At 67.0% G+C, this 22,679-nt stretch carries 22 protein-coding genes and 1 pseudogene; 15 read left to right on the forward strand and 8 right to left on the reverse strand.

The window, feature by feature from the left end:
* Positions 1-51: 51 nt before the first annotated feature.
* The 8 genes and pseudogenes from FB600_RS28540 to FB600_RS38210 form a co-directional block, all read left to right on the forward strand.
* Positions 52-756: a FadR/GntR family transcriptional regulator gene (locus tag FB600_RS28540; RefSeq protein WP_025100378.1), complete on the forward strand. Its 705-nt coding sequence runs from the start codon at positions 52-54 to the stop codon at positions 754-756.
* A 48-nt stretch (positions 757-804) separates the two neighbouring features.
* On the forward strand, positions 805-1,695 hold the full coding sequence (ltnD, locus tag FB600_RS28545; protein WP_096752564.1) for an L-threonate dehydrogenase: 891 nt from the start codon (positions 805-807) through the stop codon (positions 1,693-1,695).
* A gap of 14 nt (positions 1,696-1,709) precedes the next feature.
* Positions 1,710-3,026, forward strand: a complete 1,317-nt coding sequence (otnK, locus tag FB600_RS28550; RefSeq protein ID WP_096752563.1) for a 3-oxo-tetronate kinase — start codon at positions 1,710-1,712, stop codon at positions 3,024-3,026.
* The gene (locus FB600_RS28555; RefSeq protein WP_098151705.1) at positions 3,023-3,661 is read left to right on the forward strand and encodes an aldolase; all 639 of its coding nucleotides are present in this window, start codon (positions 3,023-3,025) and stop codon (positions 3,659-3,661) included. The genes otnK and FB600_RS28555 overlap by 4 nt, the downstream gene beginning before the upstream one ends.
* A 125-nt stretch (positions 3,662-3,786) precedes the next feature.
* Positions 3,787-5,109: an MFS transporter gene (locus FB600_RS28560; RefSeq protein ID WP_098151704.1), complete on the forward strand. Its 1,323-nt coding sequence runs from the start codon at positions 3,787-3,789 to the stop codon at positions 5,107-5,109.
* Between the two features lie 78 nt (positions 5,110-5,187).
* Positions 5,188-5,964 carry a 2-oxo-tetronate isomerase gene (gene otnI / locus FB600_RS28565; protein WP_013689442.1) on the forward strand — a complete coding sequence of 259 codons (777 nt, stop codon included), beginning with the start codon at positions 5,188-5,190 and terminating at the stop codon, positions 5,962-5,964.
* Positions 5,965-5,985: 21 nt separating this feature from the next.
* A complete protein-coding gene (gene denD / locus FB600_RS28570) occupies positions 5,986-6,957 on the forward strand; it encodes a D-erythronate dehydrogenase (protein WP_145757733.1) in 972 nt (323 codons plus the stop codon).
* Positions 6,932-7,036, forward strand: a pseudogene (locus FB600_RS38210) (GlxA family transcriptional regulator); the annotation flags it as partial. The gene denD and the pseudogene FB600_RS38210, both read left to right, overlap by 26 nt.
* A gap of 50 nt (positions 7,037-7,086) precedes the next feature.
* Here FB600_RS38210 and FB600_RS28575 read toward each other — a convergent pair.
* From FB600_RS28575 to FB600_RS28585, 3 genes are all read right to left on the reverse strand, one after another.
* Positions 7,087-7,797 (reverse strand): GNAT family N-acetyltransferase, encoded by a 711-nt coding sequence (locus tag FB600_RS28575; RefSeq protein WP_096752559.1) that lies wholly within the window; start codon positions 7,795-7,797, stop codon positions 7,087-7,089.
* 12 nt (positions 7,798-7,809) lie between these two features.
* Positions 7,810-8,355 carry a hypothetical protein gene (locus FB600_RS28580; RefSeq protein ID WP_145757732.1) on the reverse strand — a complete coding sequence of 182 codons (546 nt, stop codon included), beginning with the start codon at positions 8,353-8,355 and terminating at the stop codon, positions 7,810-7,812.
* 296 nt (positions 8,356-8,651) lie between these two features.
* Positions 8,652-9,116: an MFS transporter gene (locus FB600_RS28585; protein ID WP_145757731.1), complete on the reverse strand. Its 465-nt coding sequence runs from the start codon at positions 9,114-9,116 to the stop codon at positions 8,652-8,654.
* 112 nt (positions 9,117-9,228) lie between these two features.
* Here FB600_RS28585 and FB600_RS28590 point away from each other — a divergent pair, with 112 nt between their 5' ends.
* Both FB600_RS28590 and FB600_RS28595 read left to right on the forward strand, forming a co-directional pair.
* Complete coding sequence (locus FB600_RS28590; protein WP_145757730.1) at positions 9,229-9,459, forward strand: hypothetical protein; 231 nt, start codon at positions 9,229-9,231, stop codon at positions 9,457-9,459.
* A gap of 132 nt (positions 9,460-9,591) precedes the next feature.
* The gene (locus FB600_RS28595) at positions 9,592-10,284 is read left to right on the forward strand and encodes an aspartyl/asparaginyl beta-hydroxylase domain-containing protein (RefSeq protein WP_096752556.1); all 693 of its coding nucleotides are present in this window, start codon (positions 9,592-9,594) and stop codon (positions 10,282-10,284) included.
* Positions 10,285-10,363: 79 nt separating this feature from the next.
* Here the strand turns inward: FB600_RS28595 and FB600_RS28600 are convergent, their stop codons facing one another.
* From FB600_RS28600 to pcp, 5 genes are all read right to left on the reverse strand, one after another.
* A complete protein-coding gene (locus tag FB600_RS28600; RefSeq protein WP_013689432.1) occupies positions 10,364-11,314 on the reverse strand; it encodes a choline ABC transporter substrate-binding protein in 951 nt (316 codons plus the stop codon).
* Positions 11,315-11,382: 68 nt separating this feature from the next.
* Positions 11,383-12,390 carry a GlxA family transcriptional regulator gene (locus FB600_RS28605; protein WP_046580478.1) on the reverse strand — a complete coding sequence of 336 codons (1,008 nt, stop codon included), beginning with the start codon at positions 12,388-12,390 and terminating at the stop codon, positions 11,383-11,385.
* Positions 12,391-12,502: 112 nt separating this feature from the next.
* Positions 12,503-13,396 carry a choline ABC transporter permease subunit gene (gene choW, locus FB600_RS28610; protein WP_025100362.1) on the reverse strand — a complete coding sequence of 298 codons (894 nt, stop codon included), beginning with the start codon at positions 13,394-13,396 and terminating at the stop codon, positions 12,503-12,505.
* On the reverse strand, positions 13,389-14,558 hold the full coding sequence (locus FB600_RS28615) for a glycine betaine/L-proline ABC transporter ATP-binding protein (RefSeq protein WP_046580479.1): 1,170 nt from the start codon (positions 14,556-14,558) through the stop codon (positions 13,389-13,391). Before FB600_RS28615 ends, choW begins: the two co-directional genes overlap by 8 nt.
* A gap of 569 nt (positions 14,559-15,127) precedes the next feature.
* Positions 15,128-15,775 (reverse strand): pyroglutamyl-peptidase I, encoded by a 648-nt coding sequence (gene pcp / locus FB600_RS28625; protein WP_145757729.1) that lies wholly within the window; start codon positions 15,773-15,775, stop codon positions 15,128-15,130.
* Between the two features lie 369 nt (positions 15,776-16,144).
* Between pcp and FB600_RS28630 the strand changes: the two genes are divergently transcribed.
* From FB600_RS28630 to FB600_RS37855, 5 genes are all read left to right on the forward strand, one after another.
* Complete coding sequence (locus FB600_RS28630; protein WP_017917979.1) at positions 16,145-16,780, forward strand: NADPH-dependent FMN reductase; 636 nt, start codon at positions 16,145-16,147, stop codon at positions 16,778-16,780.
* A gap of 267 nt (positions 16,781-17,047) precedes the next feature.
* Positions 17,048-17,263 carry a hypothetical protein gene (locus tag FB600_RS28635; protein ID WP_013689426.1) on the forward strand — a complete coding sequence of 72 codons (216 nt, stop codon included), beginning with the start codon at positions 17,048-17,050 and terminating at the stop codon, positions 17,261-17,263.
* Positions 17,264-17,372: 109 nt separating this feature from the next.
* Positions 17,373-18,275 (forward strand): hypothetical protein, encoded by a 903-nt coding sequence (locus FB600_RS28640; protein WP_046580481.1) that lies wholly within the window; start codon positions 17,373-17,375, stop codon positions 18,273-18,275.
* Between the two features lie 124 nt (positions 18,276-18,399).
* On the forward strand, positions 18,400-18,525 hold the full coding sequence (locus tag FB600_RS37845; protein ID WP_255222473.1) for a hypothetical protein: 126 nt from the start codon (positions 18,400-18,402) through the stop codon (positions 18,523-18,525).
* Between the two features lie 608 nt (positions 18,526-19,133).
* Positions 19,134-22,679: ESPR-type extended signal peptide-containing protein (locus FB600_RS37855; protein ID WP_409995282.1), on the forward strand; the 3,546-nt coding region annotated here is incomplete at its 3' end.

Raw genomic sequence — 22,679 nt, forward strand, 5'->3', positions numbered from 1 at the left:
TCGAACAAAAATTTGTATGATGACCACACAACCTGATAACCCGGTCCATCCATGTTCGAGAAAATCCCGGCCCGCGCGATGAGCGACACGGTCGCCCAGCAACTGCTCAAGCAGATCGAGATCGGCGCCTTCGCCGGCACCGGCAAGCTGCCGACCGAAACGGTGCTGGCGCAGGAATTCGGCGTGAGCCGCACGGTGATCCGCGAGGCGATCTCGCGCCTGAAGAACGAAGGCGTGGTCGAGCCGCGCCAGGGCAGCGGCGTGTTCATCGCCACGCACGGCGCGATCCGGCCGCTGCGGATCGACTACGCGGAGGCGGTCGAATCGGGCTCGCTGGTGCACCTGCTGTCGGTGCGCCGCGCGATCGAGGCCGAGGTGGCCGCCGAGGCCGCCAAGTGCCGCACCGACGCCGACATGATGCGCATCGACGAGGCGCTGGCGAAGATCGACGCGGCCGTGGCCGCCGGCCTCGACGGCGTGGCCGAGGACGTTGCCTTCCACCGCACGATCGCCGCCGTCACCGGCAATCCCTACTTTCTCAAGACGCTGAGCTTCCTGAACCAGTACCTGGAAGCCGGCGTGGCCGTCACGCGCCGCAACGAGGCGACGCGCGAGGATTTCTCGCGCCAGGTGCGCGAGGAGCACGCCGCGATCGTCGACGCGATCCGCGCCGGCGACGCGCTGGCCGCCAGCAACGCGGCCCGCACCCACATGGTCAATGCCGCGCGGCGCCTGGCGCAGGCCGGCATCCGCTGATCCCGTGCCCGGCCAGGCCGGGCCACCCGCTCATACGAAGGTTCATCCATGTCACGACAAGTAGGAGTCATCGGTCTCGGCGCCATGGGGCTGGGCGTCGCCCGCTCGCTGCTGCGCGCCGGTTTCCGCGTCCACGCCTGCGACCTGCGCGAGGACGTGCTGGCCGCGTTCGCGGCCGAGGGCGGCGTGCCCTGCGCCACGCCGGCCGAGCTCGGCGCGCACTGCGAGGTGCTGATCACGCTGGTGGTCAACGCCGCCCAGACCGAAGCCGTGCTGTTCGGCGAACAGGGCGCGGTGCCGGCCATGCGCGCCGGCTCGGTAGTGATCTCCAGCGCGACGGTCGCGCCCGACTTCGCGCTCCAGCTCGGCGCGCGCGTCGAGGCGGCCGGGCTGCTGATGCTCGACGCGCCCGTCTCGGGCGGCGCCGCGCGCGCCGCCTCGGGCGAGATGACCGTCATGAGCTCCGGCCCGGCCGAAGCCTACGCGGCCTGCGAGGACGTGCTGGCCGCGATCGCCGGCAAGGTCTACCGGCTCGGCGCCGAACACGGCGCGGGCTCGAAGGTGAAGATCATCAACCAGTTGCTGGCCGGCGTGCATATCGCGGCGGCCGCCGAGGCGATGGCGCTGGGCCTGCGCGAGGGCGTCGACGCCGACGCGCTCTACGAGGTGATCACCCACAGCGCCGGCAACTCCTGGATGTTCGAGAACCGCGTGCCGCACATCCTGGACGGCGACTACACGCCCTTGTCGGCGGTCGACATCTTCGTCAAGGATCTCGGCCTGGTGCTCGATACGGCGCGCCGCAGCAAGTTCCCGCTGCCGCTGTCGGCCACCGCGCACCAGATGTTCATGAGCGCCTCGAGCGCCGGCCACGGCGGCGAGGACGACTCGGCCGTGATCAAGACCTTCCCCGGCATCACGCTGCCGCCCGCCCGCTGATCCCGACCGCCGCCATGACCGTCTCCTCCCGAGCTTCCTCCGCTGCTCCCGCCCGGCCGCTGCTGGGCTGCATCGCCGACGACTTCACCGGCGCCACCGACCTGGCCAACATGCTGGTCAGGAGCGGCATGCGCACGATCCAGACGATCGGCGTGCCCGAGGCCGGTGCCTCGCTCGACGCCGACGCGATCATCGTCGCGCTGAAGTCGCGCACGATCGCCCCCGCCGACGCGGTCGCGCAATCGCTCGCCGCGCTCGACTGGTTGCGCGCGCAAGGATGCCGCCAGATCTACTTCAAGTACTGCTCGACCTTCGATTCGACCGCCGCCGGCAATATCGGCCCCGTCGCCGACGCGCTGGCCAAGGCGCTCGGCGCCGACCGGCAGCTCGCGATCGCCTGCCCGGCCTTCCCCGAGAACGGCCGCACCATCTATCGCGGCCACCTGTTCGTGGGCGACGCGCTGCTCAGCGAATCGGGCATGGAGCACCACCCGCTCACGCCGATGACGGACGCGAACCTGGTGCGCGTGCTGCAAGCGCAGACACCGTCCAAGGTCGGGCTGGTGCGCCACGACATCATCGCGCGCGGCGCGCAGGCGGTGCGCGACGCGTTCGCGGCGCTGCGTGCCGACGGCGTGCGCTACGCGATCACCGACGCGCTGTCCGACGCGGACCTGCACGTGGTGGGCGAGGCCTGCGCCGACCACGCGCTGGTCACGGGCGGCTCGGGCATCGCGCTCGGCCTGCCCGCCAACTTCCGCCGCGCCGGCCTGCTGCCCGAGCGCGGCAACGCGGCCGCGCTACCCAGAGTGGACGGCCAGGCCGTGGTGCTGGCCGGCAGCGCCTCCCGGGCCACCAACGCGCAGGTCGCCGAATGGCGCGACACGCAGGGCCGTCCCGCGTTCCGCATCGATCCGCTGGCCGCCGCGCGCGGCGAGCCAGTGGCCGCCCAGGCGCTCGCCTTCGCCGAACAGCATCTGCCCGCGCCCGTGCTGATCTACGCCACCGCCATGCCCGACCAGGTCAAGGCGATCCAGCAGCAGCTCGGCGTGGAAGCCGCCGGCGCGCTGGTCGAACGCACCCTCGCCGAGATCGCCGCCGGCCTGCAGGCGCGCGGCGTGCGCCGCTTCGTGGTGGCCGGCGGCGAAACCTCGGGCGCTGTCGTGCAGGCGCTCGGCGTGCGCGCGCTGCAGATCGGCGCGCAGATCGACCCCGGCGTGCCGGCCACGGCGACGCTAGACGGCGGGCTCGCGCTGGCGCTGAAGTCGGGCAATTTCGGCGCCGTCGACTTCTTCGCCAAGGCGCTCGCGCAACTGGAGACCCTCGGATGAGCATGGAACACACCCTGCGCGAGACCATCTGCGCGGTCGGCGCCAGCCTCTACGCGCGCGGCCACGCGGTCGGCACCGCCGGCAACATCAGCGCGCGGCTCGACGACGGCTGGCTGATCACGCCCACCGACGCCTGCCTGGGCCGGCTCGACCCGGCCCGCATCGCCAAGGTGGACCTGGCCGGCCAGCAGGTCTCGGGCGACAAGGCCTCGAAGACGCTGGCCCTGCATCGCGGCATCTACGAACGCAGCCCCGCATCGCGCGGCATCGTCCATACCCATTCCACCCATCTGGTGGCGCTGACCCTGGCCGGCGTCTGGCAAGCCGACGACGTGCTGCCGCCCATCACGCCCTACTACGTGATGAAGGTCGGCCATATCCCGCTGATCCGCTACCGGCGCCCCGGCGACCCGGCCGTGGCGGCCGAGGTCGCGGCGCTGGCCGATCGCGTTCGCGGCGTGCTGCTCGAACGGCTCGGCCCGGTGGTCTGGGCGCCGAGCGTCGAGCAGGCTTCGGCCGTGCTCGAGGAGCTGGAGGAAACCGCGCGGCTGTGGCTGATGACCGACCCGAAGCCGGCGCCGCTCGACGCGACCGCGCTCGACGAGCTGGGCGCCGTGTTCGGCACGCGCTGGTAGGACAAGGCATGGCGCGGCTCCCGCCTCGCGCCGGAGCCGCGACGGCGTGGCGGCGTGACAAACGGCGGCCACGCGCATCGACGACGCGCGAAACGAATCGCGCGCGCCACCACCTGGAGACAAGCATGACCCCGTATCAAGCCACGGCGACTCCCGCCGCCGCCCAGGCCGGCCCGGCCGAACTCGACGCCACCTACAAGAAGGTGTTCTGGCGCATCGTGCCGTTCCTGATGCTCTGCTACGTGGTCGCCTACCTCGACCGCGTCAACGTCGGCTTCGCCAAGCTGCAGATGTCGCAGGACCTGGCCTTCAGCGAGACCGTGTTCGGGCTCGGCGCGGGGATCTTCTTCGTCGGCTACTTCCTGTTCGAGCTGCCCAGCAACCTGTTGATGCACCGCATCGGCGCGAAGATCTGGATCGCGCGGATCATGATCACCTGGGGCCTGCTTTCCGCCGCGTTCGCATTCGTGAGGACTCCCACCCAGTTCTACGTGCTGCGCTTCCTGCTAGGCCTGGCCGAGGCGGGTTTCTACCCCGGCGTGATCCTCTACCTGACCTACTGGTTCCCCACCCACCGGCGCGCCAGGATCATCGCCGTGTTCATGTCGGCGATCCCGGTTTCGGGCATCTTCGGCAACCCGCTGTCGGGCTGGATCATGTCGAAATTCCAGGGCGGCGCGGGTTTCCACGGCTGGCAATGGATGTTCATGATCGAGGCGGTACCGGCCGTGCTGGTGGGGATCGCGACCCTGCTCTACCTCGACAACGGCATCGCCCAGGCCAAGTGGCTCAGTCAGCGCGAGAAGCAGCTGCTGCAGGACGAGATCGACGCGCAGCCGCACCTGAAATCGAAGGAGAAGCATTCGCTGCGCGCCGTGTTCGCCGATCCGCGCATGTGGTGGATGTCGCTGATCTACTTCACCTTCGTGACGGGCCAATATGGCCTGACCTTCTGGATGCCGACCCTGGTCAAGTCCACCGGCATCCAGGACAACTTCACGATCGGCCTGCTCTCGGCGATCCCCTTCCTGGTCGCGATCGTGGTGATGAACCTGTTCGGCCACAGCTCGGACAAGCGCCGGGAGCGCCGCTGGCACCTGATCATCCCGGCCACCATGGGCACCGTGGGTTTCGCGGTGACGGCCATGTTCCCGCACAATACCGCCGTGTCGATCCTGTTCCTGTCGATCGCGGCGGGCGGCGTGCTGACCTGCGCGCCGCTGTTCTGGTCGCTGCCGACCGCCTTCATGGCCGGCGGCGCCGCGGCCGCCGGGATCGCCATCATCAACTCGGTCGGCAACCTCGCCGGTTTCGCGAGCCCCTATGTGATCGGCTACCTGCGCGATGCCACGCACAGCACCGCCTCGGGCATGGTCATGCTGGCCGGCATGCTGGTGATCGGCTCGATCGCCGTCTGGCTGACGCCCGCGAAACTCGTGAACCGCTGATTTTTCGCCGCCGCGCGCTGCTCGTGTCGACACGGGCAGCGCGCGGCGCCGCTCCACTCTCCTGACGGAACCGCCGCCATGCCACGCTTCGCCGCGAATCTTTCGATGATGTACACCGAGCACCCGTTCCTCGAGCGCTTCGCCGCCGCGGCGCGCGACGGGTTCCGGGCCGTCGAGTACCTGTTCCCCTACGACTTCGCCGCCGACGAGCTGAAGGCGCGCCTGGCCGACGCCGGCCTCGTGCAGGCGCTGTTCAACGCGCCGCCGGGCGACTGGGCGGCCGGCGAGCGCGGCTTCGCCTCGCTGCCGGGCCGCGAGGACGAATTCCGCCGCGCCTTCGACACCGCGCTCGACTACGCGCGCGTGCTCGGCAACGACAAGCTGCACGTGATGGCCGGGCTGCTGCCGGCCGGCGCCGATCGCGCGCGCCATCGCGAGGTCTATCTGCGCAATCTCGCGCATGCCGCCGAGGCCGCGCGCGCGGCCGGCATCCTGGTGGTGATCGAGCCGATCAACACGCGCGACATGCCCGGCTACTTCCTGAACCGCCAGGACGACGCGCAGGCGATCTGCCGCGAGGTGGGCGCGCCGAACCTGCGCGTGCAGTTCGATTGCTACCACTGCCAGATCGTCGAGGGCGACATCGCCGTGAAGCTCAAGCGCGACTTCGCCGGCATCGGCCATATCCAGGTCGCCGGCGTGCCCGAGCGCCACGAGCCGGACCTGGGCGAGCTGAACTACCCCTACCTGTTCGAGCTGATCGACACGCTCGGCTACGACGGCTGGATCGGCTGCGAATACCGCCCGAAAGCCGGCACCTCCGAAGGGCTCGGCTGGCTGCGCCCCTACCTGTAACCTCACGCGAACGACACCTCCATGAAAGTCCTGATCACCGGCGGCGCCGGTTTCCTCGGCCGGCGCCTGGCCACCCAACTGCTGGCGCGCGGCGAACTGGCCGGCCCGAACGGCGCGCCCGAGCGCATCGACGAACTGCTGCTGCTCGACGTGGTCGAGGCGAGCGGCTTCAGCGATGCGCGCGTCAAGACCCTGGTCGGCGATATCGCCGATCGCGCCGTGCTGGAGCGCGCGATCGATACGCAAACCGGCGCGATCTTCCATCTGGCCGCGATCGTCAGCGGCCAGGCCGAGGCCGATTTCGAGCTCGGCATGCGCATCAATCTCGACGCCTCGCGCTCGCTGCTGGAAGTCTGCCGCACGCTCGGCCACCGGCCGCGCGTGCTGTTCACCAGCTCGGTGGCGGTCTATGGCGGCGAGCTGCCCGAGGTGGTGCTCGACGAGACCGCGCTCAACCCGCAATCCTCGTACGGCGCGCAGAAGGCGATCGCCGAGCTGCTGCTGGGCGACTACACGCGGCGCGGCTTCGTCGACGGGCGCGTGCTGCGCCTGCCGACCATCAGCGTGCGCCCGGGGCGCCCGAACGCAGCGGCCTCCTCGTTCGCCAGCGGCATCATCCGCGAACCGCTGAACGGCGAGGACACCATCTGCCCGGTACCGCTCGACACGCGGCTCTGGCTGCTTTCGCCGCGCCGCGCGATCGACGCGCTGGTGGCCGGGCTGGAGCTCGACGGCGAGCGGCTCGGCAAGCGTCGCGTGATCAACCTGCCGGGGATCTCGGTGAGCGTGGGCGAGATGATCGAGGCGCTGCGCGAAGTGGCCGGCGACGCGCCGGTGGCCTGGATCCGCCACGAGATCGACCCGCGCGTGGTGGCCATCGTCGGCAGTTGGCCAGGGCGGTGGGATACCTCGCGCGCCGAATCGCTGGGCCTGGTCGGCGACGCTTCGTTCGCCGACGTGATTTGCGCGCATATCGAGGACGAGCGGCACTGAGGCTCGCCGGCGAATCGCCGCCACGTGTCAGGGCGGAGTCGCGCTTGCCGAAGCCGGCCTGCTCGACGGCAGGAGGGCGCGACCACCCATGGGTCGCGCCGCGTGAGCCTGGATGAACCGGCCGGGCAATCAGGCCCCGGCGTCGCCCAGCACCAGCAGATGCAGTTCGCGCCGCGCGACGAAACCCATCGCACGATAGATCGCAATCGCATTCTGGTTCGACGCCACCGCGTGCAGGAACGGGATCTCGCCGCGCGCGCGCATGGCCGCCATCAGCAGCCGCATCAAGCCGGCCGCCAGGCCTTGCCCGCGAAACGCGGGATCGACGCAGACCGCGCTGATCTCGGCGTGGCCGTCGATCCTGAGGCGTTCGCCGGCCATCGCCGCCAGCCTTCCCTGCCGGCGCACGCCGAGGTAGCGGCCCAGCTCGATGGTGCGCGGCCCGAACGGCCCCGGCTGGGTCGCGGCGGTCAGTGCCAGCATGTCCGGCACGTCGCCGGACTCGAGCCGCACGTGCTCGAGCGCGACGGGTTCGGGTTCGCGCTCGGCGACCATCTGGATCAGCGTCGCGCGCCGCAGCACGTCGAACCCCTCGGGCGGCTCGATCTCGTCGACCGTCACCAGCGCGGCGGGCCCGTATCGTTCGATCGACTCGTGCAAGGCGCCGAACGATGCGGGCGTGAGGTCGGCCAGCGCGGCAAACGGCGCGACCTCGGGCTGGAAACGCAGCACGCGCTCGCCCGGCACCGCGAATTCGGCCTGCCGCGTGGACAGGGCATTCCATATCAGGGTGTCCAACGCATGCGCGCCTTCGCCCTGCTCGACGATCGATTCCGGCATGCAGGCTGCTCCTCAAGCATTGGATTTCGCGTAGCGCATGGTCCACACGGCGCGATCCCCCGGCGTGTACGAGTTGCCCACCCAGGGCGAACCGCAGACGTGCAGGTAGGCATAGGGCGTGCCCGCGAACATGATCCAGGCGCCCGCGTCGCGCACGTCGGTGGGCAGCCCGCAATGCGCGGCATCGAACGGCCAGAGCACCATCCAGTGCGGCCCGATCGGAATCGCCGGGCTGGTGGTGTCCAGGGCATCGCTATTGCTCTGCTGGGTCGCCCCGCAGAGCATATAGCAAAGCCCCGGCGTGGTGATGGACGGGCGCGGCTTGCGGTCGTGAATGTCCTTGAACCACTGCATGCCGATCCGGTCCACGCACATCGGCGGATCCCCGATCCGGTTCTCGTTGCCCGGCGTGCAGACCCAGCCGTTGCTGCCCTGGCGCAGGATCCTGGACATGTTGCCGTGCATGTCCATCTCGGCCACGGTGGCATCGCGAGTGATCTGCGACGGGCCGGCCTGCATCGCGCGCGCAATCTTGATCGCCCGCTCCTCCTCGTCCATCTCTCCGTGGGCCGGGCGGCAAGGCGAGCACCTCGTTGCCGAAGCTGCCCTGCACGCTCTCGTGCCCCCAGGCGCGGTTGCCCACCAGGGCCGCCATCGCCGCGCCGAAGAAGCCCAGGCCGGCGATCGCCTTGCGGCGCGAAACCGATTCCGGATTCGCGGTCACCGAGTCCACGTGATGAGGGGCGGCCTGGCTGCCGGCTTCCTGATGATCCTGCATGGCATTGTCCTTGTACGAGGAGTGGATGGCCCGGCCCGCGGCACGATCGAGGGCGGCGCGTTCGCGGCGCCCGGCGTCAATCCGGGAGCGCCTGGACGGCTAGCGGCGCGGCGCTGACCAGGGGACGGGTTTCGAGCGGATCGACCAGCCGCCAGCACAGGGCCGCGGCAAGAAAGGCCAGCGCGGACGCGACAGCCAGCAGCCCCGTGTGTCCCTGGGCAAGGCTGGCCCCCAGCATCGGCGCAACACCGTCCCGTGCCCCCGCCAGCGAAGCGGCGTCGCCGAGATGGCCGTCGAGGATCAGGCGCGTCATGGCCAATTGCCGGCCCGCGTCCAGCAACGGGTAATGCAGCTGGACGTCCGCGGCGATGCGATCGACGAGCACGGCGCCGAGCGCGGCGAATCCCAGCACGAGGCCGCTGAAGCGCAAGGTGCCGGCGACGCCCGAGGCCATGCCGGCGCGCTCGACGGGGATCACCGTCATGCTGACCTTCGCGACCTGGCCGTTGAGGATGCCGCCGCCCAGCGAAGCGACGAACATCGGCACCAGCACCGCTGGCGTAACTCAAGGATCGGACCGTCAACGATGCGACCGCCAGCCCGGCCGCCACCAGCACCAGGCCGATGGAAAGCAGCGCACGCCCGGACAAGCGATGCTCGAGATGAACCGACACCACGCGCGGCACCGCGAACAGCGGAACCGCGAGAGGCAGCATCAACAGGCCCGCCTCGAGCGGGGAGCGATGCAGCGCCGTCTGGAAGAAGAACGGCAGGTAGGTCAGCATCGTCAGGAATGTCACGGGATAGGCGATGCCGGCCACGCTCGCGCCGAGATAGGTCTTCTTCGCGAAATAGGCGAGCTCGACCATCGACCGCTCGTTTGACACAGATTGTTACAGCTCAGCTAGCTAGGCGTAAACCACATCTGGGATGATCGATCAACGCTCGCATTCAGGGTCGCAAGCTTTCGTGCTGCAAGGCGAACCGAAAACCCGGCGGGCCAATCGAAACCCATCATGGCCGCTCTCTACGATTTCGGCGCCCGCACCTTGCGCCACCTTTACGACCGCAAGATCCGCAGCGCCGCCGTGCTCGACACGACGACGCTGTTCCCGGACGCACGGCGCTTCACCGCCGCCTGGCAGGCGATCCGCGCCGAGGCGCTGGCGGTGGCGTGCGACCTGCCGCGCATCCCGCGCTTCCACGAAATCATGCGCGAGCAGGCCGATATTTCGGACAACGACGCACGCGACTGGCGCATGTTCATCATGCAGGCCTACGGCGTGCGCTTCGAGAAGAACCGCGTGCGCTGCCCGGCGCTGAGCGAGATCGTCGACGCCTCGCCCGACGTGCTGTCGGCCTCGCTATCCTTCCTCGCGCCCGGCAAGCACATCCCGCCGCATCGCGGGCCGTTCCGCGGCGTGCTGCGCGGCTACCTGGTGCTGTCGATGCCGAAGCGCGAGGACGGCACGGCCGCCGCGGTGCTGAAGATCGACGGCCGCGAGCATCGTCTCGACGACGGCCAGTTCCTGCTGTGGGACGACACCTTCGTGCACGAGGTCTGGAACGACAGCGACGAGGTGCGCATCGTGCTGCTGCTCGACATCCGCCGCCGCGACCTGCCCACCGGCCTGCGGCTGCTGTCGGCCGGCATCATCCAGTTGATCCGGCTCGGCATCCGCCTGCGCGGCGGCTCGATCCCGGTCTGACGGCGGCGCCCGCAGCGAACGACAAGGCCGGCCCCGAGGGGCCGGCCTTCGTTCACCTCGCGAAGACGCCGCTACGACCTCAGTGGATGCCCAGGTAGGTCTTCACCGCCGGCAGGCCCGGCTTGCCGTCGAAGGTCGTCACGCCGGCCAGCCACTTGTCGAGCTGCTGCGGATTCTGCTTGAGCCACGCCGCCGCAGCCTTGTTCGGGTCTTGCTTGTTCATGATCGGTACCATCACGTGATTCTCGATCTCGGTGCTGAACTGCAGGTTCGAGACGAACTTCGCCACGTTCGGGCAGCGCGCCGCGTAGTCGGGCGGCGTGGCGGTCAGCACGCGGGCCTCGCCGTAGTTCGGGCCGAACACGTCGTCGCCGCCGCTCAGGTAGTCCATCTTGAACTGCACGTTCATCGGATGCGGCTCCCAGCCGAGGAACACGATCCATTGCTTGTCGCGGATCGCGCGATTGACCTCCACCAGCATGCCCGCCTCGCTCGACTCCACCAGCTTGAACTTGCCGAGCCCGTACTGGTTGCCGTCGATCATCTTCTTGATCAGCGCATTGCCGTCGTTGCCGGGTTCGATGCCGTAGATCTTGCCGTTGAGCTTGTCGGCGAACTTCTGGATGTCGGCGAAGGACTTAAGGCCCCCCTGGTAGACATAGTCCGGCACCGCCAGCGTGTACTTCGCGCCGGTCAGGTTCGGCGTGGCCAGCACCTTGATGGTGCCGGCCTTGGTGAACGGCGCGATGATCGGGTCCATGGTCGGCGACCAGTAGCCGAGGAACACGTCGATCTGCTTGCTCTTGATCCCGGCGAAGGTGATCGGCACCGAGGCGATGGTCTTGGTCGGCGTGTAGCCGAGCCCGGCAAGCATGGCCGAGGCCAGGCCGGTGGTGGCCGCGATGTCGCTCCAGCCGACATCGGCGAAACGCACGCTCTTGCAGGCTTGCGGGTCGGCCGCCTGCGCCGCCGTCCAGGGTGCCACGGCCATCCCGAGCCCGCAGGCCGCCGTGATCAGGAATCGTTTCATCTTCTTCTCTCCTCAGCTGGGTTCAACACGTCGTTCGATTCATAGGCAAGCGGGCGTGCGCCAGGCCCTCACTGGCGCGTCGGCGTGGCCCGGCGCTCGTAGCTCGGCGCGTGGCCGAACTGCGCGCGATAGGCCTTGCTGAAATGGCAGGGCGAATGGAAACCGCAGATCGTCGTGACGCGCGCGATCGAGGCGTCGGTGGTGCGCAGCAGGTCGCGCGCGCGCTTCAGGCGCAGCGTCAGGTAATAGTGGGTGGGCGAGACGTTCAGGTAGACCTTGAACATGCGCTGCAGATGGCGCTGCGAGAGCCGCACCAGGCGCGCCAGTTCATCGAGCGAGAGCGGTTCCTCGATATTGGCCTCCATCAGCCGCACCACCTCCACCAGCTCGGCGCGCGAGAAACCGACGCGCGCATCGACCGGGATCGGCTGCGGATCGCCGGCGCCGCGGATGCGCTCCAGGATGAACTGCTCGGATACCTGGGCGGCCAGGTGCTGGCCGAGCCGCGCGCCCACCAGGTTCAGCATCAGGTCGAGCGGCGCGGTGCCGCCGGTGCAGGTGAGCCGGTCGCGATCGACCACGAACAGCTCGTCGGCGAAGCGCACCTGCGGGAATTCGCCATGCAGCGCCGAGAGATTCTCCCAGTGCACGGTGCAGCGGTAATCGTCGAGCAGGCCCGCCGACATCAGCGCGTAGGCGCCGGTGCAGATCCCGCCCAGCGGCAGCCCGCGCGCGGCCAGGCCGGCCAGCGCCTCGCGGGTGCGCGCGTCGACCACCTCGCGGATGCGGATCCCGCCGCACACGATCATCACGTCGGGCAGCGGGCCGTCCAGGTCGAGCGCCTCGGTGGGACGCACGGCGATGCCGTTGCTGGCCTGCACCGGCCCGCCGTCGAGCGAGTGGATCGACCAGCGGTAATGCTCGGCGCGGCCCACGTAGTTGGCCATGCGCAGCACCTCGACGGCGCTGCTGAAGGCGATCATCGAGAAATGCGGCAGCGTCAGGAAACCGAAATGCGCGAGCGACGGGGCGGAGGTCGCGCGGGCGACGGGAACGGTGTCGACGGCAAGGCTCACGGTCGCTCTCCGGCAGGAGCAGGTTGCACGAAGCCGGCCCCGGCGGCATGTGGCCGCCGGCACCGGCAACAGAAGCGAAGCGGATGGAACGGGAAAGGCGGGAGTGCCGGCCTCAGGCCTGCACGGCGGGCTTCATGCCGAACAACTGGCGGAAGCCCGAGAACAGCGGCGCGCGGGCAGCGCCCGGGGCACGGCCGAAGCTCTCCGTGATGCGGTCCAGGATGATCGCGAGCAGCACCACCGACAGGCCGCTCTCGAAGCCCAGGCCGATGTCGAGGCGCTGGATGCTGGCCAGCACGTCGTTGCCCAGGCCGCCCGCGCCGACCATCGAGGCGATGATCACCATCGACAAAGCCATCATGATGGTCTGGTTCACGCCCTGCATGATCGAGGGCAGCGCATTCGGGAACTGCACCTTGTAGAGCAGCTGCCAGGGCGTGCAGCCGAAGGCCTGCCCGGCCTCGACGATCTCGCGGTTCACGTGGCGGATGCCGAGGCTGGTCAGGCGCACCGCCGGCGGCATCGCGAAGATCACCGTGGAGAGGATCCCCGGCACGCGGCCCAGGCCGAACAGCATCGCGGCCGGGATCAGGTAGACGAAGGCCGGCATGGTCTGCATCAGGTCCAGGATCGGCCGCACGATGGCCGACACCCACTTGCTCTTGGCCGCCCAGATGCCGAGCGGGATGCCCAGCACCAGGCTGATGATGGTGGACGACAGCGTCAGGCCCAGGGTGATCACGGTCTGGTCCCAGAAGCCGGTCGCGAAGATCAGCAGCAGGGCCAGCGTGGTGAAGATCGCGAAGCGCCAGCCCACGCGCCAGAGGCCCACGCCGATGAAGATCGCCATCAGCAGCCACATCGGGATCGCCTGCAGGCCGTGCTCGACCAGCGCGGCCAGGCTCTCGATCACCTGGCCGATCGTGTCGAAGGTCTTCGCGTCGTGGTCGAGCAGGTAGCGGACGGATTGGTCGACCCAGGTGCCGAGCGGAATCAGTTCAGACATGGGAGCCTCGCGAACGGGTGATGGCCTTCAGGAGCACGGCCCGATCGACGGAACCGCAGTAGCAGCCCTGGTCGTCGACCACGGGCAGCGCGTTGGGGCTGGCGACCACGCGTTCGACCACGTGGTCGAGCGTGGCGTCATGCGGGATGGACTCGATCTGGCGCACGTCGGGCGCGGCCATGCCGAGCGCGTCGCGCGTGACGAAGCCGCGGATCTTGCGCGCCTCGTCGAGCACGAAGGCGTATTCGGCGCTGCCGTTGAGCGTGGCGGCCACGTTGGCCGCGTCGAGCCTGGAGACGATCGGCACGGCGCCGGTCTGCATCAGGTCGCTGGCGGTCAGGTAGCGGCTGGTGTCGATGCCCTCGAAGAAGGCGCGGACGTAATCGTCGGCCGGGTTGGCGATGATGTCCTGCGGCGTGCCGACCTGCACCAGGCGGCCGCCCTCCATGATCGCGATGCGCGTGCCGATGCGCAGCGCCTCCTCCAGGTCGTGCGAGACGAACATGATGGTGCGGCGCTGCTCCTTCTGGAGCTGCAGCAGCACGTTCTGCATTTCCTTGCGCTTGAGCGGATCGAGCGCCGAGAAGGCCTCGTCCATGATCATCAGCGAGGGGTTGACGGCCAGCGCGCGGGCCAGGCCGACGCGCTGCTGCATGCCGCCCGACAGCTCGGCGGGCAGCTTCTTCGCGAACGCGGCCAGGCCGACCTGCTCGAGCACGTCCATCGCGCGGCGCTCGCGGTCCTTGCGGCCCACGCCGGCCACTTCCAGGCCGAACGCGGCGTTCGACAGCACGGTGCGCTGCGGCATCAGCGCGAAGGACTGGAACACCATGCTCATGTCGGTGCGGCGCAGCGCGGTCAGCTCCGAGCGGCGCACCGAGGCCACGTCGCGGCCGTCGATCAGCACCTTGCCGGCGGTCGGCTCGACCAGGCGGTTGACGAGGCGGATCAGCGTCGACTTGCCCGAACCGGACAAGCCCATCAGCACGAAAATCTCGCCTTCCTGCACGTCGAACGATACGTCGTGCACCCCGACCACCTGGCCGGTCTGCTTGAAAATATCGTCCTTCGTCGACCCGGCTGCGAGCATGTCGAGCGCCTGCTTCGGGTTGTTACCAAAAACCTTGCACAGACCTTCGACTACGACCTTGGGGGCATCCATCGAAACCTTCTCCTCGTGTAGCTGGGGCTCACCATCAGAGCGTGCCTCAATGGTTGCCAGAAAAAACTTGGGGTAGCCGACGAATTCCGACAGTCGCTTGCGCAAATACGACACGGGTATTTGTCGTGCTCCGCCAGCACCGGCGCGGCAGACGCGGCGGCGGAGGCCCGCTTGCGGCGCCGCGTCAGGCGAAAAGCCTTGATGGACGCGGATCGTGCCCCATGATCCCGCAACGCGGCATGAGCGACGCGCGGCGCGGATCACGGCGGAAAAACACAAGCGGCGAGGTCGCAATTCGACAAGAACATGTCCGATCGCCGATGCGGCCCGCTGCCCCTTCGGCGCACGATCGTTCGATCCGGCCGGCCCCGGCAGGTGCAACCCGGTCGCACCACCGCCCGGCCGGCGATATCAGGCCTGAAAGCTTCGCGGCACCGGCTCGCGCGCTCGATGGTGGTTGGTTGCGCATGCACTGGTTTCCCATGACAACGAGGATGCTCAGGTTTCCTGAAGATCGTGCGGCGATTGCCCGAGTCGACCGTCTCGATCTCGAACGGCGCCCCGCCGTCTTAATGCACGGCGCCGGCGCCCAGCCGGATGTCCTCGCGTCGCTCGAGCGCGGTAACGGCCATGATCCGGATCGCCTGGGCCAGCGTATCGAGCGAGAGGCTCGGCAGCCCGGGATGGCGCGCGGCCAACTCGGGCAGGCAGGGCACATGGATGAAACCGCCGCGCAGCGAAGGACGCTGCGTGGCGGCGAAGTGCATCAGCGCGTAGAAGACGGTGTTGCAGACGTAGGTGCCGGCCGTCTGCGAAACCGAGGCGGGAATCCCGGCCTCGCGCAGGTCGCGCACCAGCGCCTTGATCGGCAGCGTCGAGAAATAGGCGGCCGGGCCGCCCTCCACCACCGGCTCGTCGATCGGCTGGCGCCCGGCATTGTCGGGAATCCGCGCATCGATCACGTTGATGGCGACTCGCTCAACCGAAACGTCGGGACGGCCGCTGGCCAGACCCAGGCACAGCACCAGCGCCGGATCGGTCGCCTCGATGGCTTCGGCCAGCGCGCGCGGCGCCGATTCGACCACGCAGGGCAGGCGATGCGCCACCACGCGCGCGCCGGCGAGGGTTTCGCCGTCGACGCAGCGCGCGGCTTCCCAGGAAGGATTGAAGGCGTCGCCGCCGAAGGGCTCGAAACCGGTCAGGAGGATGGTACTCATCGAAACGAAGCGGTCTGGTTGGGCAGGCCCTCATGTTAGGCCCGAAAGCTCGGACCCGGCGCGCCGGATTTCCGCCGCGGGCCGCCCAAGCCGCCGGGACCAAGAAAAAATGCCCCGCCGACGTTGCCGAGGGCGGGGCCAACCCATGTCAGAGACGACACCAGCGAGGTGCCATGAAACGATCATATCGACGGGCCGGGGCCGGTCGAACCAAGCATTTCTGCTATCCAAACGAGCTCCGGCGGCCAGGACTTGCCTCGCGCAAAGGCATATCGATAGAACGAAAAGTCGTTTCCCGCAGCCGGCACGGCTCGTTAACATGCTCGTTCGAGCCTGTCTGATCAGGCACCGCATTCCCGGGAGCACATCTTGACTGCATTCGATCAACACCGCCGGCCGTTCATCGTCGGCATCGGCGGCACCACCCGCGCGGCTTCGTCGACCGAACGCGCCCTGAATTTCGCGCTGCGCGGCGCCCAGGCGGCCGGTGCGCGCACGCGGCTGTTCGACGGCCCGTTCCTGCATTCCCTGCCCCATTACGCGCCGGAACAAAAAGGCTTGAGCGAATCCCAGATCGAGCTGATCGAGGCGGTGCGCGAAGCCGACGCCGTGATCATCGCGACGCCCGGCTACCACGGCGGCGTGTCCGGACTGGTGAAGAACGCGCTCGACACGCTTGAGGAACTGCGTGCCGACCAGCGCCCCTACCTGGATGGACGCGCGGTAGGCGTGATCGTCACCGCCTATGGCTGGCAGGCCGCCGGCACGGTGCTGAGCTCGCTGCGCTCGATCGTCCACGCGTTGCGCGGCTGGCCGACGCCGTTCGGCGCCGCCGTCAACACGCTGGAGACGCGCTTCGAGACGGCCGACACCTGCTCCGACGCCAAGGTCGCCGGCCAGCTCGAGACGGTCGGCGCGCAGGCCGCGGAGTTCGCGCTGGCCTTCGCCTCGCACCGCGCCGCGACGCAGATCGCCGCCCCGGTGCTCAAGCTCGCCTCGAACTGAGCGTCGCGCCGGCTTCGACCGGGCGGCGGGGTCGGCGAATTTTGGCGACTTTGCGGTTTCTTGCCGTTTTCGGCATGCCTGAAGGCCCTTTTGGGGCCTTTTTTGTTGTTTTTTGCAGTTCCTTCCGTTTTCCATCCGCCCGCGCGGCATCGTGCCGGGCCATATGCATTCGCGCCGAGCCACGCATATGCTTCGCCGGAAAGATTGGTTCCGGCCGGCTCGCGCGCGGCTTACGCTGCATACTCCCGTACTCGATTTCGTCCTGCAATGATTCGTCCGATCCGCTACAAAGGCTACGAAATGGCGCCTGCGGCCGCCCGCCAGCCTAACGGGCTGTTCGCCGCGAACCTGACCATCGAGAAGACCGCCGCGGGCCCCTCCCGCGCCTACTCGTTCGATGCGATCGACTTCTTCTTCGACGAGGCCCACGCGCTGGCCTACGCCTCGCGCTGGGGGCGCATCTGGATCGACGCGCATAGTTGAGCTTCGGCAAGACGGACGTGGGCAATGTCCTGGCCCGAAAACGCGAAAATCGACTGCCTATGCAAGAATAAGCAGCTGCGATTTCCCGCCAGACACTCAGATCAAGCTCATGTCCGACACGCTACAGCACGAGCAGGCGGCCGATCACGCCATGCGCCATTGGGCGCATGACAGCACCGGTCCCGTCCGCATCGGCTCAGAGGCGCACAAGCAGATGTTCTGCCGAATGCTCCTCGACACTCATAACCCCTACAAACCGGCCGTGATCGACTGGCCGCCGCTATCGCCGGCCGAACTGAAGCGGCTCACGGCGCTGCCGATCTGGGACATCGCGGTCCAGACCGAAGGCCGCGCCTCGATCCGGGTGGCCACCTTCGCCGCCACCGTGGCCGATCCGCTGCTGCGCTCGGCGCTGCAGATGGACGGCGGCGAGGAAGCGCGCCACAAGGTGGTGCTATCGAAGCTGGTGGAAGCCTATGGCATCGCCCTCGCGCCCGAACCGCCCTATCCCGCGCCGACGGATCCCGAATGGGCCTGGGTGCTGACGGGCTTCAGCGAATGCATCGACAGCTTCTTCGCCTTCGGGCTGTTCCGCTCGGCCCAGCAATCAGGCTTCTTCCCGGAGGAACTGGTCGAGACCTTCGAGCCCGTGATCCAGGAAGAAGGCCGCCACATCCTGTTCTTCGTGAACTGGTACGCCTGGTACTGGCGCAACCTGCCCTGGTGGAAGCGGCCGTGGTTCTTCCTGCGCGTCGCGGCGATCTGGATCACGCTGATCCGCGACCGCATCGGCATCGCGCGCGGCATCGATACCGACGGCGTGGCCCACGATGCGAACTTTCCGGCCAATGCCGCGGCGACGGTCGGCAACGAGGCGCTCAAGCCGCGTGAGCTGATCGAACTCTGCCTGGCCGAGAACGAGCGCCGCATGGCGGGCTACGATTCTCGGCTGCTGCGTCCGAAGTTCGTCCCCCGCATGGCCCGCCTCGCCCTGAAGTTCATCAAGAAGTAAGCCGCCTGAGAAGTGGCCCGGCCGCGCTCGCATCGGGCGCGGCCGGTTGGTTGCATCGGCACCTTTCTTTCCTTGCGCTCCTCCGTCTCGCCTCCTCGCGTGCATCGATCGCGATAGCTGCTGCATGCGCACACGGCTGTTGCCGGCCGACAACGCCTGCGATCGCGCGTCGTTCGTCACGACACACTTCGTCACCATCTGTCCGCATGTCGGGACGCGGCCCGTGCCGGCGGGCGGCGCCCTGCCGTGATCGTGGACGGGATTACCCACGTCCCTGTCTGAAATTCCCGTCGATCCCTCTCGAGTTTCAAACCGGTCATTCCATCGGGACCAGCCTCCCGCGACGCCGGGCGGCTCGCAGCGATTCATCCCAATTCCTACTTTTTCCGCAACGCAATATATATTTAAACAATTCAAAAAAATAATAGATTGCGACATGGTTAATAATCAAACGGATAGATTTATTGAGGTTTATTTTTCGTCAATTTCCAACTCTGATTCCATAGTGAAAAAATGCAGAATTGTCAATTTTCGATGACAAAAATATCACGGCATGATCCTGTAAAATTGTTGAATATCTTTTAGAATCAACAACTTCAACCAAATAAACACGGATTTTTCGACGTCCACGCAGGCTCAACGCAAACGATTTACCAGCTCTTGAAGAAATTTAACAGACCGATGGAGCAGTAATCGACAACAATGTTTCACAGTTGATCTCAGGCAGTTTGCAGTTGTTTTCATTTGATATTAGCCGCCTCCAATAGAATCCGCGCAATTGATTGGTTTCCCCGCGCAAGGCATAGACGGCGACTGAAACTGCCTGATTCATTGCACGGGTCCGTGGAGATAGACCGCATGAATCGCAATTACCGCTCGATCTGGAACGAATCTCTCGGGGCGTGGGTGGCTGCTTCCGAAAACGATTCGGCACGGGGAAAACCAAACAAGTCGGCCGTGGCCAAGGCGGTAACCACCGCGGTGCTGGTGGCCGGCGCGACCAACCAGGTCGCGCAGGCGCAGTACGCGACCGGCGGCGGGGTGGCGTCCTCGACCTCGACCATCGCGATCGGCGGCAATGCGGCCGTGCTCGGGATATTCGCGCCGAGCAACACCACCGCGAGCGGCACCGGCTCGATCGCACTCGGCTCGAACGCGACGTCGACCGGTGCGGCCTCGATGGCACTCGGCTACGGCTCGACCGCCACCGGCTCCACCTCGATGGCCATCGGCAACGGCGCCACCGCCACCGGCGTGTTTTCCACCGTGTTCGGCCACAACGCCGTGGCGACTGCCTCGAGCGCGATTGCAGTCGGCTCCGGTTCAAACGCGCAAGGCGTGGGCGCGTCCGCGATCGGCAACGACACGCTCGCAACCGGCAGCAGTGCCATCGCGATCGGTGGCGGCAACAGCACGGGCAGCGGTGGCGCCACCGCGTCGGGTGCAACCTCGATCGCGATCGGCCGGTTCTCGGTCGCCACGGCCACCTCTTCGCTGGCTGCCGGGGCGGGAGCGACCGCATCGGACCAGTTCGCCGTGGCGCTGGGGCCCAACGCTTCCGCCCAGTATGCGAACAGCGTGGCGATCGGCTCGGGCAGCACCACCGCCGCGGCCGCGCCCACCACCACCGGTTTCCTGACCGGCCAGGCGGCGCCGACCTCGGAAGTGTCGGTGGGCTCGGCCACCGCGCTGCGGCGCATCACCAATGTCGCCGACGGCTCGGCGCCGACCGATGCCGTGACGGTTTCGCAGCTCAGCACCGGCCTGAGCACGACCACCAGCTCGATCGCCAGCCTGTCGACCTCGACCTCGAGCGGGCTCTCCACCACGAATAGCCGCGTCACGTCCCTGTCGTCGGGCTTGTCGTCGACGACGAGCTCCATCGGTTCGCTGTCGTCGGGGCTGTCGAGCACCAATAGCTCGGTGACTTCGTTGTCGTCGGGGGTGACTTCGATTTCCAGTGGGTTGTCGACGGCCAATAGCAATGTCGCGTCGTTGTCGTCGGGGGTGACCTCGATTTCCAGTGGGTTGTCTACGGCCAATAGCAATGTGGCTTCGTTGTCGTCGGGGGTGACCTCGATTTCCAGCGGGTTGTCGACGGCCAATAGCAACGTGGCTTCGTTGTCGTCGTCCACTTCGACCAGCGTCGGCTCGCTTTCCAGCGGCCTGTCCACCGCCAGCAGCAACGTCACCTCCCTTTCGTCGGGACTGAGTTCCGCGAACAGCAATGTCACTTCCCTGTCTTCCGGGCTGTCCACCACCAGAAGCTCGGTGACCTCGCTGTCGTCCGGCTTGTCGAGCACAAACAGCTCGGTGACTTCGCTGTCATCCGGCGTGACGTCGATTTCCAGTGGGCTGTCGACGGCCAACAGCAACGTCGCGTCGCTCTCGTCGTCCACGTCGACCAGCGTCGAATCGCTTTCGACCGGCTTGTCCACCGCCAGCAGTTCGGTGACTTCCCTGTCCTCGGGGCTGTCAAGCACCAATAGCTCGGTGACTTCGCTTTCGTCGGGGGTGACTTCGATTTCCAGTGGGCTGTCGACGGCCAACAGTAATGTGGCTTCGCTGTCGTCGTCCACTTCGACCAGTGTGGGCTCGCTTTCCACCGGCTTGTCCACTGCCAGCAGCTCGGTGACTTCCTTGTCGTCGGGCCTGTCGAGTACCAATAGCTCGGTGACTTCGCTTTCGTCGGGGGTGACTTCGATTTCCAGTGGGCTGTCGACTGCCAACAGTAATGTGGCTTCGCTGTCGTCGTCCACTTCGACCAGCGTCGGCTCGCTTTCCAGCGGCTTGTCCACCGCCAGCAGCTCGGTGACTTCCCTGTCCTCGGGGCTGTCGAGTACCAATAGCTCGGTGACTTCGCTTTCGTCGGGGGTAACCTCGATTTCCAGTGGGCTGTCGACGGCCAACAGCAATGTGGCTTCGCTCTCGAGCGGACTGAGCTCCACGAACAGCAATGTCACGTCGCTGTCTTCTGGTTTGTCCACGACCAGAAGCTCCGTGACTTCCCTGTCGTCCGGCCTATCGAGTACCAACAGCTCGGTAACTTCGTTGTCATCCGGCGTGACCTCGATTTCCAGCGGCTTGTCGACGGCCAACAGCAACGTCGCGTCGCTGTCGTCGTCCACTTCGACCAGCGTTGAATCGCTCTCGACCGGACTATCCACGACCAGCAGCTCGGTGACGTCCCTTTCGTCAGGACTGTCGAGCACCAACAGCACGGTGGCATCGTTGTCCTCGGGCGCGACGTCAATTTCCAGCGGACTATCGACGATCACTAGCAACGTCACCTCGCTGTCGAGTGGACTGAGCTCCACCAACAGCAATGTGTCGTCGTTGTCTTCGTCTGTCTCTAGCGGGCTGTCGACGACCAATAGCAACGTCACTTCGCTGTCGAGCGGCCTCAGCTCCACCAATAGCAACGTCACCTCACTGTCGAGCGGACTGAGCTCCACAAACAGTAATGTCGGATCGTTGTCTTCGTCTGTCTCCAGCGGCCTGTCGACGACCAACAGCAACGTCACTTCGCTGTCGAGCGGCCTCAGCTCCACCAATAGCAATGTCACCTCACTGTCGAGTGGATTGAGCTCCACCAACAGCAATGTGGCGTCGCTGTCTTCGTCCGTTTCCAGCGGTCTGTCGACGACTAACAGCAGCGTCACTTCGCTGTCGAGCGGCCTCAGCTCCACCAATAGCAACGTCACCTCGCTGTCGAGTGGATTGAGCTCCACCAACAGCAATGTGTCATCGCTGTCTTCGTCCGTCTCCAGCGGTCTGTCGACGACCAATAGCAACGTCACCTCGCTGTCGAGCGGTCTGAGCTCCACCAACAGTAATGTGTCGTCACTGTCTTCGTCCGTCTCCAGCGGTCTGTCGACGACCAATAGCAACGTCACCTCGCTGTCGAGCGGTCTGAGTTCCACCAACAGTAATGTCTCGTCGCTGTCTTCGTCCGTCTCTAGCGGCCTGTCGACGACTAACAGCAACGTCACCTCGCTGTCGAGCGGCCTGAGCTCCACCAACAGCAATGTGTCATCGCTGTCTTCGTCAGTCTCCAGCAGTCTGTCGACGACCAACAGCAACGTCACCTCGCTGTCGAGCGGTCTGAGCTCCACCAACAGCAATGTGTCATCGCTGTCTTCGTCCGTCTCCAGCGGTCTGTCGACGACTAACAGCAACGTCACCTCGCTGTCGAGCGGTCTGAGCTCCACCAACAGCAATGTGTCGTCGCTGTCTTCGTCAGTCTCCAGCGGCCTGTCAACGACTAACAGCAACGTCACCTCGCTGTCGTCTGGACTGAGCACCACAAACAGTAATGTCGGATCGTTGTCTTCGTCAGTCTCTAGCGGTCTGTCGACGACTAACAGCAACGTCACCTCGCTGTCGAGCGGTCTGAGCTCCACC

It is taken from the genome of Burkholderia sp. SJZ089 (assembly GCF_007828315.1).
GTDB classification, from domain to species: Bacteria; Pseudomonadota; Gammaproteobacteria; order Burkholderiales; family Burkholderiaceae; genus Burkholderia; species Burkholderia gladioli.

What these genes read in the sequence shown, in the direction of transcription:
- FB600_RS28590 (WP_145757730.1), top strand. Translation starts at nt 9,229, where the DNA reads ATGCTCGAGATGAACCGACACCACGCGCGGCACCGCGAACAGCGGAAC.
- FB600_RS28585 (WP_145757731.1), bottom strand. Translation starts at nt 9,116, where the DNA reads ATGTTCGTCGCTTCGCTGGGCGGCGGCATCCTCAACGGCCAGGTCGCG.
- pcp (WP_145757729.1), bottom strand. Translation starts at nt 15,775, where the DNA reads ATGAGTACCATCCTCCTGACCGGTTTCGAGCCCTTCGGCGGCGACGCC.
- FB600_RS28600 (WP_013689432.1), bottom strand. Translation starts at nt 11,314, where the DNA reads ATGAAACGATTCCTGATCACGGCGGCCTGCGGGCTCGGGATGGCCGTG.
- FB600_RS37845 (WP_255222473.1), top strand. Translation starts at nt 18,400, where the DNA reads ATGCGCACACGGCTGTTGCCGGCCGACAACGCCTGCGATCGCGCGTCG.
- choW (WP_025100362.1), bottom strand. Translation starts at nt 13,396, where the DNA reads ATGTCTGAACTGATTCCGCTCGGCACCTGGGTCGACCAATCCGTCCGC.
- FB600_RS28580 (WP_145757732.1), bottom strand. Translation starts at nt 8,355, where the DNA reads ATGGACGAGGAGGAGCGGGCGATCAAGATTGCGCGCGCGATGCAGGCC.
- FB600_RS28555 (WP_098151705.1), top strand. Translation starts at nt 3,023, where the DNA reads ATGAGCATGGAACACACCCTGCGCGAGACCATCTGCGCGGTCGGCGCC.
- FB600_RS28635 (WP_013689426.1), top strand. Translation starts at nt 17,048, where the DNA reads ATGATTCGTCCGATCCGCTACAAAGGCTACGAAATGGCGCCTGCGGCC.
- FB600_RS28615 (WP_046580479.1), bottom strand. Translation starts at nt 14,558, where the DNA reads ATGGATGCCCCCAAGGTCGTAGTCGAAGGTCTGTGCAAGGTTTTTGGT.
- otnI (WP_013689442.1), top strand. Translation starts at nt 5,188, where the DNA reads ATGCCACGCTTCGCCGCGAATCTTTCGATGATGTACACCGAGCACCCG.
- FB600_RS28595 (WP_096752556.1), top strand. Translation starts at nt 9,592, where the DNA reads ATGGCCGCTCTCTACGATTTCGGCGCCCGCACCTTGCGCCACCTTTAC.
- FB600_RS28540 (WP_025100378.1), top strand. Translation starts at nt 52, where the DNA reads ATGTTCGAGAAAATCCCGGCCCGCGCGATGAGCGACACGGTCGCCCAG.
- FB600_RS28640 (WP_046580481.1), top strand. Translation starts at nt 17,373, where the DNA reads ATGTCCGACACGCTACAGCACGAGCAGGCGGCCGATCACGCCATGCGC.
- denD (WP_145757733.1), top strand. Translation starts at nt 5,986, where the DNA reads ATGAAAGTCCTGATCACCGGCGGCGCCGGTTTCCTCGGCCGGCGCCTG.
- otnK (WP_096752563.1), top strand. Translation starts at nt 1,710, where the DNA reads ATGACCGTCTCCTCCCGAGCTTCCTCCGCTGCTCCCGCCCGGCCGCTG.
- ltnD (WP_096752564.1), top strand. Translation starts at nt 805, where the DNA reads ATGTCACGACAAGTAGGAGTCATCGGTCTCGGCGCCATGGGGCTGGGC.
- FB600_RS28560 (WP_098151704.1), top strand. Translation starts at nt 3,787, where the DNA reads ATGACCCCGTATCAAGCCACGGCGACTCCCGCCGCCGCCCAGGCCGGC.
- FB600_RS28575 (WP_096752559.1), bottom strand. Translation starts at nt 7,797, where the DNA reads ATGCCGGAATCGATCGTCGAGCAGGGCGAAGGCGCGCATGCGTTGGAC.